General features: G+C 39.4%; 18 protein-coding genes. All 18 read left to right on the top strand.

Annotation, left to right across the window (positions count from 1 at the left end; all coding sequences use genetic code 11):
• Positions 1 to 33: 33 nt before the first annotated feature.
• Positions 34 to 414 (top strand): glycine cleavage system protein GcvH, encoded by a 381-nt coding sequence (gene gcvH / locus RM539_RS00500; RefSeq protein WP_311501878.1) that lies wholly within the window; start codon positions 34 to 36, stop codon positions 412 to 414.
• Positions 404 to 799, top strand: a complete 396-nt coding sequence (locus tag RM539_RS00495; RefSeq protein WP_311501508.1) for a VanZ family protein — start codon at positions 404 to 406, stop codon at positions 797 to 799. The genes gcvH and RM539_RS00495 overlap by 11 nt, the downstream gene beginning before the upstream one ends.
• A gap of 25 nt (positions 800 to 824) precedes the next feature.
• A complete protein-coding gene (locus RM539_RS00490) occupies positions 825 to 1,577 on the top strand; it encodes an energy transducer TonB (protein WP_311501507.1) in 753 nt (250 codons plus the stop codon).
• A gap of 111 nt (positions 1,578 to 1,688) precedes the next feature.
• Positions 1,689 to 2,411 carry an energy transducer TonB gene (locus tag RM539_RS00485; RefSeq protein WP_311501506.1) on the top strand — a complete coding sequence of 241 codons (723 nt, stop codon included), beginning with the start codon at positions 1,689 to 1,691 and terminating at the stop codon, positions 2,409 to 2,411.
• 116 nt (positions 2,412 to 2,527) lie between these two features.
• Entirely contained in the window at positions 2,528 to 4,660 is a 2,133-nt protein-coding gene (locus tag RM539_RS00480) for a gliding motility protein RemB (RefSeq protein ID WP_311501505.1), read from the top strand.
• Between the two features lie 87 nt (positions 4,661 to 4,747).
• Positions 4,748 to 5,650 carry a heme o synthase gene (gene cyoE, locus RM539_RS00475; RefSeq protein WP_311501504.1) on the top strand — a complete coding sequence of 301 codons (903 nt, stop codon included), beginning with the start codon at positions 4,748 to 4,750 and terminating at the stop codon, positions 5,648 to 5,650.
• Positions 5,641 to 6,222 (top strand): cytochrome c oxidase subunit 3, encoded by a 582-nt coding sequence (locus RM539_RS00470; RefSeq protein ID WP_311501503.1) that lies wholly within the window; start codon positions 5,641 to 5,643, stop codon positions 6,220 to 6,222. Before cyoE ends, RM539_RS00470 begins: the two co-directional genes overlap by 10 nt.
• A 45-nt stretch (positions 6,223 to 6,267) precedes the next feature.
• Positions 6,268 to 7,248 carry a cytochrome c oxidase subunit 3 gene (locus RM539_RS00465; RefSeq protein WP_311501502.1) on the top strand — a complete coding sequence of 327 codons (981 nt, stop codon included), beginning with the start codon at positions 6,268 to 6,270 and terminating at the stop codon, positions 7,246 to 7,248.
• Positions 7,249 to 7,268: 20 nt separating this feature from the next.
• On the top strand, positions 7,269 to 7,634 hold the full coding sequence (locus RM539_RS00460; protein WP_311501501.1) for a cytochrome C oxidase subunit IV family protein: 366 nt from the start codon (positions 7,269 to 7,271) through the stop codon (positions 7,632 to 7,634).
• Between the two features lie 76 nt (positions 7,635 to 7,710).
• Entirely contained in the window at positions 7,711 to 8,349 is a 639-nt protein-coding gene (locus tag RM539_RS00455; RefSeq protein ID WP_311501500.1) for a hypothetical protein, read from the top strand.
• Between the two features lie 11 nt (positions 8,350 to 8,360).
• Positions 8,361 to 9,095, top strand: a complete 735-nt coding sequence (locus RM539_RS00450; protein ID WP_311501499.1) for an SCO family protein — start codon at positions 8,361 to 8,363, stop codon at positions 9,093 to 9,095.
• Complete coding sequence (locus tag RM539_RS00445) at positions 9,092 to 9,628, top strand: DUF420 domain-containing protein (RefSeq protein WP_311501498.1); 537 nt, start codon at positions 9,092 to 9,094, stop codon at positions 9,626 to 9,628. Before RM539_RS00450 ends, RM539_RS00445 begins: the two co-directional genes overlap by 4 nt.
• Before the next feature lie 46 nt (positions 9,629 to 9,674).
• The gene (locus RM539_RS00440) at positions 9,675 to 9,905 is read left to right on the top strand and encodes a hypothetical protein (protein WP_311501497.1); all 231 of its coding nucleotides are present in this window, start codon (positions 9,675 to 9,677) and stop codon (positions 9,903 to 9,905) included.
• Between the two features lie 193 nt (positions 9,906 to 10,098).
• The gene (locus RM539_RS00435) at positions 10,099 to 10,800 is read left to right on the top strand and encodes an ABC transporter ATP-binding protein (protein ID WP_311501496.1); all 702 of its coding nucleotides are present in this window, start codon (positions 10,099 to 10,101) and stop codon (positions 10,798 to 10,800) included.
• Positions 10,793 to 12,040 (top strand): ABC transporter permease, encoded by a 1,248-nt coding sequence (locus RM539_RS00430; protein WP_311501495.1) that lies wholly within the window; start codon positions 10,793 to 10,795, stop codon positions 12,038 to 12,040. Before RM539_RS00435 ends, RM539_RS00430 begins: the two co-directional genes overlap by 8 nt.
• Position 12,041: 1 nt before the next feature.
• Positions 12,042 to 13,304, top strand: a complete 1,263-nt coding sequence (locus RM539_RS00425) for an ABC transporter permease (RefSeq protein WP_311501494.1) — start codon at positions 12,042 to 12,044, stop codon at positions 13,302 to 13,304.
• 23 nt (positions 13,305 to 13,327) lie between these two features.
• Positions 13,328 to 14,446, top strand: coding sequence for an efflux RND transporter periplasmic adaptor subunit (locus RM539_RS00420; protein ID WP_311501493.1), 1,119 nt, complete (start codon positions 13,328 to 13,330; stop codon positions 14,444 to 14,446).
• Between the two features lie 58 nt (positions 14,447 to 14,504).
• On the top strand, positions 14,505 to 15,941 hold the full coding sequence (locus RM539_RS00415) for a TolC family protein (RefSeq protein ID WP_311501492.1): 1,437 nt from the start codon (positions 14,505 to 14,507) through the stop codon (positions 15,939 to 15,941).
• Positions 15,942 to 15,943: the final 2 nt, after the last annotated feature.

Raw genomic sequence — 15,943 nt, 5'->3', positions numbered from 1 at the left:
AAATTAACTTTGCGCACATCTAATAAAGAAGTTATGAATATTCCACAAGAATTAAAATACACCAAGGACCACGAGTGGGTAAGGGTTGAAGGAAATATTGCTACGGTAGGAATTACCGAATTTGCCCAGGGAGAACTTGGCGATATTGTTTATGTTGAGGTTGAAACAGTAGAAGAAAACCTGGACAGGGAAGAAGTTTTTGGTACTGTTGAAGCTGTAAAAACAGTATCTGATTTATTTGCTCCGCTTTCGGGAGAAATAGTTGAATTTAACACCAGCCTTGAAGATGAGCCTGAAAAGGTGAATGATGATCCTTTTGGAGAAGGCTGGATGGTGAAAATTAAATTTAGCAATCCTTCTGAACTTGACGATTTACTCACAGCCAAAGATTACGAAAAAATAATTGGTAGCTAGAATTACATTTTTAGCTGCGGGAATTTATACCATTGCCCTCGCTTACCTTTCCCTCATTCAATTGGGGAAGATAAGTGTGGGCTCTTTTAATCCTACCGATAAAATGTTACATGCCGCTGCCTATCTCGTCCTGGTAACGGTGTGGAAACTTTATTTTGTTTTCTCTTCCGGAAATAATTTTCGATATAAACCAAATTTACTTTGGATTTCAGGTGTTAGCATCTTTTTTGGTATGTTAATTGAGGTTCTTCAGGGAACCCTCACCAGCTACAGGGATCCCGATTGGTTCGATATTTTGGCCAATTCTACTGGTGTGTTACTTGCTGCCTTGCTCTTTATTCTTTCCGAAGGACTATTAAGGAGATTAAGGCAGAAGATAAACTAGTGCATTAACCAAATATCTAAACCTTATGAAACCCAAGAAAAATCCAAAGGCTGATCTCAGCCGTAAATGGGTATTATTCTTTCAGATAGGACTCATTCTTGTTTTATTACTTACTCTTAATACTATTGAATGGAAAACATATACTTCAGAAAAAGATAATAATAAGTCTTTAGGAATGGAGTTTGATAAATTTATAACAGAGGAAATACCACCGGCAGTGGTTATTCAACCAAAATTACCGGAGCCTCTTCCGGAAGTGCCACAGGAACCGCTTCAGGATGTATATAAATTAACAGAGGACAATGAAAATTCTGAGCCTGAGGATAATGTGGAGCCAACCCATGTTGATCCTGCAGATTTATCTGATTTACCGGAAGTAGGAGATATAGAAGACCCTGTAACAGAGGAGCCGGTTGAAAAATTTCCTTTTGAAGTAATTGAATTTGTTCCAATTTATCCGGGATGTGAAAGTTTGGATAATAATGCAAACCGAAAAGCTTGTATGAGTTCAAAAATAAGTAACTTCATTAACCGGGAATTTAATACATCCCTGGGGGATAAACTGGGGTTAAGCGGGATGAACCTAGTAATTGTTCAGTTTGTGATCAACCAGGAAGGTAAGATTGAGCAAATTAAAACCCGGGCTCCTCATCCGGCACTGGAGAAGGAAGCGAAAAGAGTAATTGAGAAATTACCGGTTATGCAACCGGGAAAACAGCGGGGAAAGGCCGTGCCTGTTTCGTACAGCATTCCCATTCGCTTTAAAGTGCAGGATTAATTACCTTCAGATACTGATAATATAGTTATTTTTTAATTACTTTATTATTGAAGGATATGTTTAGTTTTTTAGAAAAAATCTTTATTTTAGCAATTCTTATAATTAATAACCATGGAACCTAAGAAAAATCCAAAAGCAGATTTAAGCAGAAGAAGTGTTCTTTTTCTTCAATTGGGGCTAATATTAGTTCTTTTTATTACCTGGCAGGCTATAGAATGGAAAACCTATGACAAGGAAGCTATAGACGTAGGTCAGGTAAATATGGACGCCCTTGATGATGAAGAAGTGCCTATTACAGAAATACAGAATACACCGCCACCACCGCCACCTCCACCACCGGCACCGGAAATTATTGAAGTGGTAGAAGATGAAGAAGAGGTGGAAGAGGATGAGATACAGTCTACCGAAACCAGTCTTGATGAGATTGTGGAAGTAGAGGAAGTTGTGGAAGCTCCTGTAGAAGAGGAGGTTGCAGATGTTCCTTTCTCGGTTATTGAAGATGTGCCAATTTTTCCGGGATGTGAAGGTCTGGCCAATAATGATGAGCGTAAAAAATGTATGAGTGAAAAGATTACGCAGTTTGTAAACAGGAATTTTGATAAAGATCTTGGTGGAGAACTTGGTCTTTCCGGAATTAACCGAGTGATTGTACAGTTTAAAATTGACAAAACCGGTAATATTACTGAAGTGCGTTCTCGAGCTCCTCACCCAAGACTGGAGCAGGAAGCAGCCAGGGTAATTAACAAATTGCCAGGTATGCAGCCCGGTAAACAACGTGGTAAAGCGGTGGGGGTAATGTATTCCTTACCAATTGTTTTCCAGATACAGGATTAATTTCTTACTATACATTATTCAAAATCCCGGTATACACCGGGATTTTTTGTTTTTAAAAATCAGAGTATTAAAAAAAATGTATATTTCGCAAGTCTAATATTTTCGCCCCTAGATTTATGAAGTATATTTTACTTCTTTCGGTTTTTCTGTTTTCAAATATTACCTTTAGTCAAAGGACTCCTTCAGATTCTGAAATTCCACCCGTATTTCCACAGTGTGAAAATGTATCTTTTTCGCAACGTTCCCTTTGCTTCAGAAATACGCTTAAAAAAATGGTTATAGATGCTTTTAAAGTGCCGGACATAGTCACGGCAGATAACTATAATGGTACAATGGTGGTGCTTTTCGAAGTAACCAGGGAGGGAAATTTTGAAATTCTCTATATAGATGCAGCTTATGAAGAGCTTAAAGAAGAGGTGAAAAGAGTATTTAGTGAACTACCCGTTGTAACGCCTGCTACTTATAACGGAAAGCCTGCGTATATACAGTTTCGCATGCCGGTAAAGATTCCTTTGACATTAAACGTGGAACCAGTGATTCCACAATCTGAAGAAGTCGAACCTTTAGTTAAGGAAGGTTATAGGCAGAAAAATCTGCTTCAGGATACTGAAGTTACCAATGAATATGACCTTATCCAGCCTGTGGAGTTTACCCAACCTAACCTGGAGAGCGATTTAAACATTCCTCTTTCCCATGAAATGTACAGCCGTTTTGATGCCGAGATGAACAGGATTGGGACAAATACGCATACTGCCGCCAAACCGTATTTGTATTCTGAAGTTGCTCCATATTATAATTTTAAAGCTGAAAAGGAGAAGCTAATGAGGAATACTTCCACCTGGGCGGGAAGAAAATTATGGAATGAACATTTGGTGCAGTTTCAGACAGATGATTACTGGTTTACCATAGATTTTGGCCTGGATCTGCAAATTGGAAAGGATTTTGAGCAAACCGCATATGATATCACCTATAATAATTCCAGAATGGCGATCCTTAACGGAGGCTTGGGAGGCGATTTAAATTTTTATGCAGTTGCATACGAAAATCAGGGTAGGTTTGCTGAATATTATAATTTTTATGCAGAATCTATCCGTCCCGATGGAGGGGACCCGGCAATAATTCCCGGTAGGGGAATTGCCAAAGATTTTATGGATGGCGGATATGACTACCCGGTGGCTGAAGGTTATCTTTCTTATTCTCCTAATAAATACTTCAATCTGCAGCTTGGTCATGGAAAAACTTTTGTAGGAGATGGGTACCGCTCTTTATTGATGAGCGATGTTACTTCCCCCTACCCGTTCTTCAGGCTTTCCACTACTTTCTGGAAATTAAAATACACCAACACCTGGATGTCCCTAAGGGATGTGCGTCCAGAGGTTACGGCAGACGGTTCTTTCAGAACAAAATATATGGCCAATCACTACTTAAGTCTAAACCTTGCCAAACGTTTAAATATTGGATTATTTGAATCGGTGGTGTGGCAAAATGACAATGATCGTGGTTTTGATCTTAATTATCTCAATCCGGTAATTTTTTACCGTGCAATAGAATTTGCCACCGGGGCGCGTGGAGGAAATGCAATTCTGGGCCTCACGGCAAAATACAAATGGAGTGATAAGGTGAATATCTACGGGCAGTGGGTTATAGATGAATTTTCTTCAGGTGATGTTTTTGGAACCTCGCAAAGCTGGAAGAATAAGATGGGCTATCAGGTAGGGCTTAAATATTATAACGCTTTTGATATTCCCAATCTCTATTTGCAGGCAGAGTACAATCAGGTACGGCCTTATACTTATTCCCACAATAAGGAAGTAGTTCTAAATTACGGCCATAACAACCAGTCTATGGCACATCTCTGGGGAGCTAATTTCCGTGAAATTATTGCCATTGCAAGATATAAGGAACAAAGGTTTTACGGTCATGCAAAATTTATCTACGGCAAGCGAGGTTTCGATTTGAATGATGGCTCAGATGCCTTCTCTTATGGGGGGGATATTTACCGGAATTACAATGAAAGACCTTTTGATACAGGAGTAAAAATCGGGCAGGGAAATACCGCAAATTCTTTCTTTTCTGAAGTGGAGGCAGGATATATTATTAATCCCGCTACAAATTTAAAGCTCTATGGAAGTTTTATCTATAGAAATATGGATGTGCAGGTGAAAACACCGCTACATTTTGATAATTCAACTACCTGGTTGAATTTAGGAATCCGAACAGATATTTTTAACTGGTACTATGATTATTAGAAAATAAACCTGCTGAAAATTAACATTTTTCCACCCTTGCCAAAACCTAATTAAGAAGTATCTTTGCGGCAATTGAAAAATGCCCTTTTGAGCAACGCGCGTACACATACTTTCCCGGTTTCGGTACTATCAGATTTTAAAGAAATTACAAAAATGCGATTGGCGATAAGCGTGGTGTTTTCGTCGGTTGCAGGATATTTTCTTGGTGCCGAAGTTATAGATTTTGTTACTGTACTTTTGCTTTCCATTGGAGGTTACCTAATGGTTGGAGCATCTAATGCTTATAATCAAATTATTGAGCGGGATCTTGATGCATTGATGGATCGTACGAAAAACCGCCCACTCCCGGCGGGAAGAATGTCAGTTACCACGGCTTTTGCCATTGCAAGCATATTTACAATTCTTGGATTGATAGTGCTGTATGTAATCAATCCCAAAACAGCAATGTTTGGAGCTATAAGTATTTTTCTTTACGTAAGTATTTACACTCCCTTAAAAACCAAAACTCCACTTTCTGTTTTTGTGGGCGCCTTTCCGGGGGCAATTCCCTTTATGTTGGGCTGGGTAGCTGCCACCGGGGACTTCAGTATAGAGCCCGGAACACTTTTTATGATTCAGTTTTTCTGGCAATTCCCTCATTTCTGGGCGATAGGATGGTGGCTCTATGACGACTATAAGAAAGGAGGATTTTTTATGCTGCCTACAGGTAAAAGAGATAAAGGGACCGCGGTACAGGTGGTGCTTTATACAATCTGGACGGTGCTTGTTTCTTTAATTCCTGCTTTTGGTGTTACGGGAAGACTTTACTTAACGCCAATTGCCGCAGGAGTAATCCTGTTGCTGGGATTGGGGATGCTTTACTATGCCTTTAGATTATTCCGTATCAGGACTGCTCAGGCAGCAAAAAGGCTAATGTTTGCCAGTGTTTCCTATATAACACTCCTTCAGATAATATATGTTTTAGATAAATTTTTAAGACAATGGATTTAACAGAAGAATCAGAAAAAATTAAACGAAGCCGGGCAAAGAAAATGATGCTCTGGTTTGGTATTATAAGCATGGTGATGATGTTTGCCGGTCTTACAAGTGCCTATGTGGTAAGCAAAACACGTCCCGACTGGCTTGTTAGCTTTGAATTGCCGCAGGCTTTCTACTGGAGTACAATAACCATTGCACTGAGTAGTGTCACATTTGTTTTAGCTCAAAAGAGCATAATTAGTGGAAAACGAAAAAATGCCAGTACCCTGCTTATTGGAACATTTATGCTGGCTGTGCTTTTTATGATTTTCCAATTTAAAGGTTTTTCAGATATTGTATCCTCGGGATATTACTTTACAGGAAGTGAAAGCAGTATCACCACCTCCTTTATCTATATTCTTGTAGTAGCCCACCTTGCCCATTTGGCGGCAGGTTTAATGGTGCTTCTGGTAGTAATTTATAACCATTTTAAACAACGGTACCATAAAGGGCAAATGCTTGGTATTGAGCTTGGTGCAACTTTTTGGCATTTTGTAGATTTTCTGTGGATTTACCTGTTTGTGTTTTTATATTTCTTTAAATAATAAAAATGCGTATTTTTGCCGCAATTCTTAATTTAAAATTCTTCTATGGAAGCTACTGTTGCTAGAACAGGCACCGAAGGTAAAACCTGGGGTGGTGGTAATGAGCCACTAAAAGCCAGCTACGGGAAAATGATGATGTGGTTCTTCATCCTTTCTGATGCGCTTACATTTTCCGGTTTTTTGGCTGCTTACGGTTTTTCCCGATTCAAATTTGCCGATATATGGCCTATCGCAGATGAGGTGTTTAATCATTTCCCTTTTCTTCACGGGGTAGATGCACCAATGTATTATGTGGCTTTAATGACCTTTATTCTTATATTTTCTTCTGTAACTATGGTTTTGGCTGTAGATGCGGGACATCAATTGAAAAAGGCAAAAGTTACCTTTTACATGTTTCTTACAATCATCGGAGGGGTTATCTTTCTTGGATCCCAGGCATGGGAATGGTCAAATTTTATCAGTGGTGAATATGGAGCTGTAACCACAACAGGTGGTAATATTCTTCAAATTGTTGATGCTGAAGGAGAGCGTGTGGCCTTGGAAGAAATTGCTATAGAAGAGGCTTCAGTAAGAAGGGAACATGAAGATAATGTTGGGCTCTGGTTTGAGTCCGGTGAAGGTTTGCCGTCTTATTCCATTGAAGAGGTAAAAGCCGGTTTCGCCGCAAATGAAAATTTACTGATAAGGACAGGTGTTCTTGGTGAAAACGGGGAAAAGGTCATTCTTTCCCGTCAGGAATCTCTTGCTAAATTAAATAATGAGGCAACAGGAGTGGTAGAAGGAGCTAACCTGGAGCACAATGAATATGGTCCGCCGCTATTCGCAGATTTCTTTTTCTTTATTACAGGATTTCACGGATTTCACGTATTCTCGGGTGTTATCCTTAATATCATAATCTTCCTTAATGTTATTGTAGGTACTTATGAACGCCGCGGAAGTTATGAAATGGTTGAGAAAGTAGGGCTCTACTGGCACTTTGTAGATTTGGTATGGGTATTTGTATTCACCTTCTTTTATTTGGTATAATTCTGAAGAAATAAAAAATCATGGCACAAGATAGTACTGCACATCATCACGATTCAAACAGCAAGCGTATTTGGTCAGTCTTTATAATACTTTCCATTGTTACTATTGTTGAAGTTATCCTGGGGATCCTAAAGCCGGAATTTTTGGTGGATAATAATCTGGTGAATATGTCCCTCCTTAACTGGATATTTATAGTTCTTACATTATATAAAGCGTATTATATTGCCTGGTCATTCATGCACCTGGAGCAGGAAGCAAAATGGCTGCGCCGGGTAATCGTATGGACGGCGCTGTTTCTTGTAATTTATCTTATTTTTATACTTCTTAATGAAGGTTTTTATATCTATCAGGTTTATAAAGAGGGTTATGTAGCCTGGGACTTTTAAAAGTTAAATGATAAAGAAAAGACGGTTTTTAAAAACCGTCTTTTTATTTTTGCACACCTTTTGTAAAGAATGTTTTATGAAAAAGTTTTTTGTACTTGGGGTGCTTTTTGCTTTACCGATTATAGCTTACCTCTTCTTTTCTTCCGGGGTAAACCATTTTGCTAAATTACCTGTGCTAAGCAAGAACATAGAAGATATCAATCGCTTAGAAACATTGAGCGGGAAAAATATTTCTTTTGAAGATAATATTACTGTTCTGGCTTTTTTTGGAGATGAACTTCAGGAGACAAAGGGAAATACTTTTAATCTCGATCAAAAAATCCTGGAAAAATATTATGAATTTGATGATTTTCAGTTTGTGATTCTTCTTCCACAGGAGGCAAGGCCGCAGGCGGAAAATTTTGTTCGGGAATTTTCTGGTATCAGTAATACAGAGAAATGGAAATTTGTTTTTGCCCCTACAGATAAAATCCAATCAGTTTTTGAGAGTCTTAATTCCCCTTATACGTTGGATGCAGGCAGTTATTCCCCTTACGTGTTTATTATAGACAAGGAAGGAAATCTTAGAGGGCGTGATGCAGATGAGGATTATGGCGAATTGTATGGGTATGATTCTGCTTCGGTGGCAGAATTAAGTAATAAAATGAATGATGACGTGAAGGTGATCCTCGCCGAATACCGTCTTGAATTGAAAAAATATAAGGCCGACAGATAAAAAATTCCGTTATGAAGAACTATTCTTACGTAGGTATCTCATTAATAATACTGGTGTTCGGGATTATTTTTATTCCGAAAATAATAGACAGGATAGGCAGTGATGAGGTTGTTTCTTCAAATCGGCTTAACCGGAAAACTTCAGCTTCTTCTGATGCTTCTGCCGGTGATCTTGGCTATGTTGTCCTTAACGGGGAAAAGCGGAAAGCGCCGCAATTCGAACTTATAAATCAGGACAGGGATACAATCTCCAATAAAGATTATGAAGGGAAGGTATATGTGGTGGAGTTCTTTTTTACTACCTGCCCCAGTATTTGCCCTATAATGAACAGGAATTTGATTGAAGTTGAAGAGGAGTTTAAAGATAATGATGAGTTTGGTATAGCCTCTTTCAGTATAGACCCTGAGCATGATACTCCGGAAGTGCTGAAAAAATATGCTGAAGATCATAACATAACCGATCCGGACTGGCATTTGCTCACCGGTAACCGGAATGAGATTTATGGCTTGGCCAATGGAGGCTTCAATATTTATGCCGGTGAAGATGATGCGGTTCCCGGAGGTTTTGCCCATTCCGGGATGTTTGCGCTGGTAGACCAGGAGGGATATATAAGATCCAGGGATGATAAGTTTGGAAATCCTATTATTTACTACAGGGGTTCAGTTCCGAGAAATACATCGGTTACTGAAGGAGAACAGGAACCCCAGATAGATATGTTAATTAAAGATATTAAAAAACTGCTGTGAGAGCCTTAACAAAATCTGATAGAATTGCTGTACCGGTAATTATTGCACTTTCCATCCTTGTGCCTCTTATAGTTCTTGTGCTTATGATGCTGCCGGAACGGTATAATATTTTTGGGACACAATCTGGCACGTTCCCGCTTTTTCATGCATTGCTGAATGCTTCTACAGCCATTCTCCTGGTATTGGGCTACTTCTTTATGACAATTAAGGAATACAAACTGCACCGGAATATAATGATTACAGCCTTTTCACTTTCGGCAATATTTCTTGTAAGTTATGTGCTTTCAAAAATAAGTAACGATCCCGTACCGTACGGGGGAGATGGTTTTATGAGGTATATATACTTTTTTATCCTTATTACCCATATAGTTCTTTCAGGCATAATTGTTCCTCTTGTTCTTTTTACAATGTACAGGGGCCTTACCGGAGAATATTATAAACATGCAAAGATTGCCAGATGGACATTTCCTATTTGGTTTTATGTTGCAGTAACTGGTGTTCTGGTTTATATTTTTATGTTGCCGTATTACTAAATTTTCCTGAAGTGTTATTTCAGGATATCTTTTAAAATTGTATCTGATGGAAGTTAAAATAAAGAATATATTGATATTGTGCATTTTTGCACTGCTTCCTTTTTTTGCTGAAGCGCAATGCGCCATGTGCCGCGCCGTCCTGGAAAGTGAAACCGATCAAAGTGCTGCTAAAGGAATTAATGACGGAATTCTTTATCTTATGGTTTTCCCTTACCTCCTCATTGGCGGGATTGGTTATTTTATTTATCGCTCCAGGAAAAAAAGTAAATCTTCCTGAAATTTTTCTGCGGAAAAAACCTGCAATTTGCGATTGCTTTTCTATTCATTTGCTTTTGTCCAGGTTAATTGCTGCAGGAAGTTTTCATAAATTAACAGAATTTTTTCTCTCCCTGTGTAACTTTTCCCCTTAATCATAGTCTTATGTGTGGAGCAGGTAGTATCCTGTGGTAATATCAATTTTCTTGAGCACTATGATTGAAATTCAGGATTTACATAAGTCATACAAAATGGGAACTAATTCCCTGCACGTACTTAAAGGAATAAATTTTAGTGTAAAAGAAGGAGAACTGGTTTCTATAATGGGGTCTTCCGGGTCAGGAAAATCTACATTGCTCAATATTCTTGGAATGCTGGATGAAGCTGATAAGGGCTCCTATCTTCTTGACGGGCTGCCCATAAAGAACCTGAACGAAAAAATTGCAGCACGTTACAGGAACAAATTCCTGGGATTTATTTTTCAGTCATTTAACCTTATTTCTTATAAAAGCGCTTTAGACAATGTGGCCCTTCCGCTGTATTACCAGGGGGTAAAAAGATCAGAGCGTATAGATAAGGCCATGGCTTATCTCGAAAAGGTAGGGCTTTCCAACTGGTCCGGCCATTTGCCTAATGAGCTTTCTGGAGGACAGAAACAGCGGGTGGCGATAGCACGGGCTTTAGCTTCAGATCCAAAAGTTTTACTTGCAGATGAACCCACCGGTGCGTTGGATACAAAAACATCTTATGAGGTGATGGATCTTATTCAGGGTATTAACGATGAAGGCAGAACCATTCTTGTAGTGACGCACGAACCCGATATTGCACAAATGACAAAGCGCATCGTAAACCTGAAAGACGGGTTAATTATAGATGACACCAAAGTGGAACAGGTAAGGGCACTCAGCAATGTTTGATCTTGAAAGATGGCAGGAAATTTTTGAAACGATCAGTAAAAATAAGCTGAGGACGTTTCTAACCGGGGTTTCAGTGGCTTCTGGAATTTTTATTCTTGTTGTTCTCCTTGGGATTGGTAAAGGTATGCAAAATGGCATTTCCAGCGAATTTGAAGGCGATGCTGCCAATATTTTATATATATGGACAGGTGTAACCTCAAAGGAATATAAAGGATTAAATCCCGGCCGGATGATAACTATGCGCAATGAAGATTTTAACAATACTGTTGCGGCCCATAAAGATAAACTGGAATACAAGTCCTCCATATATAGAATCTGGAACGGAACAGTTAATTACGAAAATGAAACCGGTTCTTACCGGGTGGAAGGGGTAATGCCCGATTATCAGTTTCTGGAGAATGAATCTATCATGAACGGAAGGTACATCAATGAAATTGATGTGGAAACTTTTGAGAAGTACGCCGTGATTGGAAAAAAAGTTAAAGAAGATCTTTTTAAGAGCGGGACAGACCCTGTTGGAAAATATGTTCAGATTTCGGGGATTAATTTTAAAGTAATCGGCGTGTTTTCAGATCCTGCGGGAGAACGTGAAGAAGCGCGGGTATTTCTTCCTATAACCACAGCACAGCGTGTCTTTGGAGGTTATGACGAGATAAGAAATTTATCCTTTACCCTTGAAGAGGAAGAAAGTTTTGAAGCCGCACTTGCTGCTTCCCAGCAATTTTCGGCAGAATTGGAAAATTATTTAAAAGAGAAACATAGTATCGCCCCCGATGATAATAGTGCGGTGACGGTGAACAATTCTCTTGAAAATGCCAAACGCTTTTTTGATCTTATGGATATGGTACGCTTTTTCTTTTGGGGAGTGGGAATTTGTACCATTGTGGCAGGAGTTGTGGGCGTTAGTAACATTATGCTTATTATCGTAAAGGAAAGAACAAAAGAAATAGGAGTTAGAAAAGCATTGGGTGCCCAGCCTTCTTCTATAATTGGCATGGTATTACATGAATCAATTTTTGTAACTACAATTGCCGGTTTTGTTGGTTTAATATTTGGCCTGGCACTTCTGGAAATTGTAGGGCCGCTTGTGGAAACCCCTTTTATAGCTAATCCTTCAGTAAATTTCAATGTAGCACTTTCCACGGTTTTTATCCTAATTATAGCAGGCGCTTTGGCAGGTTTTTTCCCTGCCAGACGTGCAGCCAGAATCAAACCAATAGTAGCTTTAAGAGACGAATAGTATGTTCAGCAGGGATAAATGGAGTGAAATAATAGAGGCTTTAAGTTCCAACTGGTTCAGGACTTTGCTAACAGCATTTGGTGTGTTGTGGGGGATTTTTATCCTTGTAATTCTGCTGGCTGCGGGAAAGGGCCTTGAAAATGGGGTGAAACAGGGCTTTGGTGGAATAGCTACCAACAGTATGTTTATGTGGACCCGAACTGCCTCCAGGCCATACAAAGGAATGCCAAAAGGAAGGCAGTATAATTTTAAAATTGGAGATGTGGCTGCCCTTAAACAAAATGTACCTAACCTTAAATTTGTTTCTCCAAGAAATCAATTAGGAGGGTTTGGAGGGGCAAATAACGTGGTGCATGGCTTAAATACGGGGGCTTTTAATGTGTATGGGGATTATCCTGAAATTATTCAGCAGGACCCAATGGATATCACCTCCGGAAGGTTTCTAAATCACAATGATATTAAGGAAAATCGTAAGGTTGCTGTGATTGGTGAGGGAGTTAGAAATGAGATGTATGAAATGGGGGAGGAAGTTATCGGGACATTTCTTAAAATAAGCGGGGTTAATTTTATGGTGATTGGCACCTATAAAAAGAAGGGAAATAACGGTAATGCTGAAGAAGATCAGAAAGAGATTTTTGTTCCTTTTACAGCTTTTTCACAGGCCTTCAACATGGGGGAAACCGTAAGCTGGATGGCAATAACGGCTGAAGACAATTCCTCTATAACAAAATTAAAGTCTCAGGTTTTTGAGGTTATAAGGTCCCGGCATACCCTTCACCCTGAAGATGACCGCGCTATTGGCAGTTTTGATTTGTATGAAGAGTTCAGTAAGGTAAACGGATTATTTGTAGCTCTTAAAGGAGTGGCTTATTTTGTAGGGATCCTGGTTTTACTTTCCGGAGTAATAGGGATAAGCAATATCATGCTGATTGTTGTAAAGGAACGAACTAATGAAATAGGGGTGCGGCGCGCATTGGGTGCCACTCCATGGATGATAAGGGGACAAATTTTAATGGAGTCGGTATTTTTAACCCTGGTTTCGGGCATGGCAGGAATTGCCATGGCTACTGCAATTATTGCAATTATAAATAATCAACTGCAAGGTATGGATACTTCAGAAATGATGTTTCTTAACCCCAGTGTAGATCTGGGAGTGGTATTTACCGCCCTGGCTATTTTAATTATTTCGGGATTACTGGCAGGCCTTATTCCTGCCCAAAATGCTATCAGAATACAACCGGTAGATGCATTAAGAACAGAATAAAAAATTAATATAACGATCAAAAAATGAAAAAAGTTTTTACCATCATCATTCTGGCAGTTATAGCCATTGGTTTTGCGGGTGCCCTGTATTACCTGTATCAAAAAAATCAGGAAGACCCTGTAACATATGAAACCGAAACTCCTTCAGAACAAAACATTGTTAAGAAAACAGTGGCCACGGGCAGTATTGTTCCCAAGGAAGAAGTATTGATAAAACCCAATATTTCAGGAATTATAGATGAAATATATATTGAAGCGGGAGAGCATGTAAAATCCGGAGATTTAATCGCTAAAATTAGGGTAATTCCTAATGTCTCAACCCTTCAAAGTGCCAAAGACCAGGTGACAACGGCAAAAATCAATCTGGATAATGAACAGAAAAATTTTGATCGCCAGCAGGCTCTTTTCGAAAAAGGCGTGATTTCTGAAAATGATTTTCAGAATGTAGAAGTGGCCTATAAGAGAGCACAGCAGACATATAAATCTGCTCAGCAAAACTTTGAGATAATAAAAACCGGAACTACCAGTGGTATAGGTACTGCAGCCAATACCCTTATCAGATCTACCATAAACGGCATGGTGCTGGATGTGCCGGTAAAGGCAGGAAACCAGGTTATAGAAAGTAACAATTTTAATGATGGTACCACTATAGCTACACTGGCAGATGTGGATAAAATGATTTTTGAAGGTAAGGTTGATGAGAGTGAAGTGGGCAAAATTAAAGAAGGTCTTCCATTGGAAATCACAGTGGGAGCTATAGAAAATAAGTCTTTTGACGCGGTGCTGGATTATATCGCTCCAAAAGGAGTGGAGGAGAACGGGGCTATCCAGTTTGATATTAAAGGCAGCCTTAAAAAGGCCGATTCAACTTTTATTCGTGCAGGCTTAAGTGCCAACGCTTCCATTATCCTTGCCAGGGCAGATAGTGTATTGGCTATAAAAGAAGCTTTGGTGCAGTTTGATCCGGAAACACAGGAACCATTTGTAGAGGTGGAAACAGGAGAACAACAATTTGAACGAAAAGATGTGGAACTGGGAGTGAGTGATGGAATAAATGTGGAAGTGATAAACGGAATAACCCGGGATTCAAGAATTAAAGTTTGGAACCAATTAAAGCCTGCGCAGGCCTTTACTGCTAATTAGGCTGCTTTGCGTGTAACATCTTCAATATTTAACAGACATATCTTTCACAACCGATATTATGAATAAATTTAACTTTCTGGCCTGCCTGCTAATTGTAAGTGCTCTTGCCAATGCACAGGAGAAAAAATGGACACTACAGGAATGTGTGAACAGAGCCCTTGAAAAGAATATTTCCATAAAACAGACCGAGCTGGATTTAGAGGCGGCAAAAATCGCGAAACTAGATGCTTTGGGAAATTTTATCCCTAATCTTAATGCCTCAGCCAGCAACTCCTGGAATACGGGATTAACAACAAACGTAACCACCGGTACTCTTCAAACCCAAACCACAAGAAACTTTTCTGCAGGGGTTACTGCCAGCCTCACACTTTTTGATGGACTTAGGAATTTTAAGCAGCTGCAACGTGCCAAACTCTCGAGGCTTGCTGCAGAATATTCCCTGGACCAGATGGAGGATGATATTACCCTTTTAGTTGCCGATAATTATCTTCAGGTACTTTTTAATAAGCAAACCCTTGAAGTTCTAAGGTCGCAAAACGAAGTTACTCTTGAGCAAATTGAAAGAACACAGGAACTGGTAGAGGCAGGTTCTGTGCCTAGAGGGGATTTGCTGGAAATTAAAGCAACCAATGCCGATGAAAAACAGCAAATAATACTGGCTGCCAATAATGTGAAGATTTCTCTCATTAGCCTTGCCCAGATATTGCTCATTAAAGATTATGAAGATTTTGATATTGTAGAGCGGGATTACGATATTTTAGGTACCGAAATTCTGGATAATTCTGTTTATGAAGTAATAGGGGTAGCTAAGGAGGAACGTTCTGAAATTAAAATTGCTGAAGCTAACATGGATTTAGCCGAGAAAGATGTTGAAATCGCCAGGGGAGCCTATATTCCAACTCTGGGAGCCTTTTTTAATTACAATACAAGGGAATCCGGTGCGGGAAGAATTGTTAATGTTGATATAGATCCAGATGAGCCAACCCGGCAGATTGGAGTGGTGGAATCTACGGGAGACGTAGTGGTCACACCTAATACTGTAAGTACTTTAGGAAACCCATTGCCTTTTTTCGAGCAGTTGCAGCGAAATGACGGGATTAGCTATGGGGTACAAATTAATATTCCCGTTTTTAACGGATGGGCTACCCGTAACCAGGTGAAGCGTAGTGAAATTGATGTAAAAAGAGCAAATTTCCAGTTAGAGCAGGCTGAACTTGATCTTGAAGCAAATGTTTATCAGGCTTATGTGGATGCACAGGGAGCTAAGGAAGCTTATGAAGCCGCTCTGGTTGCAGTTGAGGCGCAGGAACAGGCTTATGATTATGCTACGCAGCGTTATGAAGTGGGGTTAAGCAATGCTTTGGATTTTAGTCAGGCAAAACTCAGGTATGAAAATTCTGTAAGAGAAGTATTAAGAGCTAAATATGATTATATTTTCAATATTAAAGTTCTGGAGTTGTATTTTGGGGTACCGGTTACGGAACTTAAATTTTAAGA

Origin of the sequence: Autumnicola musiva (assembly GCF_031846585.1) — a bacterium.
Taxonomy (GTDB): domain Bacteria; phylum Bacteroidota; class Bacteroidia; order Flavobacteriales; family Flavobacteriaceae; genus Autumnicola; species Autumnicola musiva.
Note: the sequence above shows the minus strand (reverse complement) of the source record. Positions and strands in the feature narration are given on the sequence as shown.

Excerpts from the sequence above, each read along its gene's own strand:
- RM539_RS00425 (WP_311501494.1), top strand. The coding sequence starts at position 12,042 with ATGTTCAGCAGGGATAAATGGAGTGAAATAATAGAGGCTTTAAGTTCC.
- RM539_RS00485 (WP_311501506.1), top strand. The coding sequence starts at position 1,689 with ATGGAACCTAAGAAAAATCCAAAAGCAGATTTAAGCAGAAGAAGTGTT.
- RM539_RS00450 (WP_311501499.1), top strand. The coding sequence starts at position 8,361 with ATGAAGAACTATTCTTACGTAGGTATCTCATTAATAATACTGGTGTTC.
- RM539_RS00455 (WP_311501500.1), top strand. The coding sequence starts at position 7,711 with ATGAAAAAGTTTTTTGTACTTGGGGTGCTTTTTGCTTTACCGATTATA.
- RM539_RS00430 (WP_311501495.1), top strand. The coding sequence starts at position 10,793 with ATGTTTGATCTTGAAAGATGGCAGGAAATTTTTGAAACGATCAGTAAA.
- RM539_RS00415 (WP_311501492.1), top strand. The coding sequence starts at position 14,505 with ATGAATAAATTTAACTTTCTGGCCTGCCTGCTAATTGTAAGTGCTCTT.
- RM539_RS00435 (WP_311501496.1), top strand. The coding sequence starts at position 10,099 with ATGATTGAAATTCAGGATTTACATAAGTCATACAAAATGGGAACTAAT.
- RM539_RS00465 (WP_311501502.1), top strand. The coding sequence starts at position 6,268 with ATGGAAGCTACTGTTGCTAGAACAGGCACCGAAGGTAAAACCTGGGGT.
- RM539_RS00480 (WP_311501505.1), top strand. The coding sequence starts at position 2,528 with ATGAAGTATATTTTACTTCTTTCGGTTTTTCTGTTTTCAAATATTACC.
- RM539_RS00440 (WP_311501497.1), top strand. The coding sequence starts at position 9,675 with ATGGAAGTTAAAATAAAGAATATATTGATATTGTGCATTTTTGCACTG.
- gcvH (WP_311501878.1), top strand. The coding sequence starts at position 34 with ATGAATATTCCACAAGAATTAAAATACACCAAGGACCACGAGTGGGTA.
- RM539_RS00470 (WP_311501503.1), top strand. The coding sequence starts at position 5,641 with ATGGATTTAACAGAAGAATCAGAAAAAATTAAACGAAGCCGGGCAAAG.
- RM539_RS00420 (WP_311501493.1), top strand. The coding sequence starts at position 13,328 with ATGAAAAAAGTTTTTACCATCATCATTCTGGCAGTTATAGCCATTGGT.
- RM539_RS00460 (WP_311501501.1), top strand. The coding sequence starts at position 7,269 with ATGGCACAAGATAGTACTGCACATCATCACGATTCAAACAGCAAGCGT.
- RM539_RS00490 (WP_311501507.1), top strand. The coding sequence starts at position 825 with ATGAAACCCAAGAAAAATCCAAAGGCTGATCTCAGCCGTAAATGGGTA.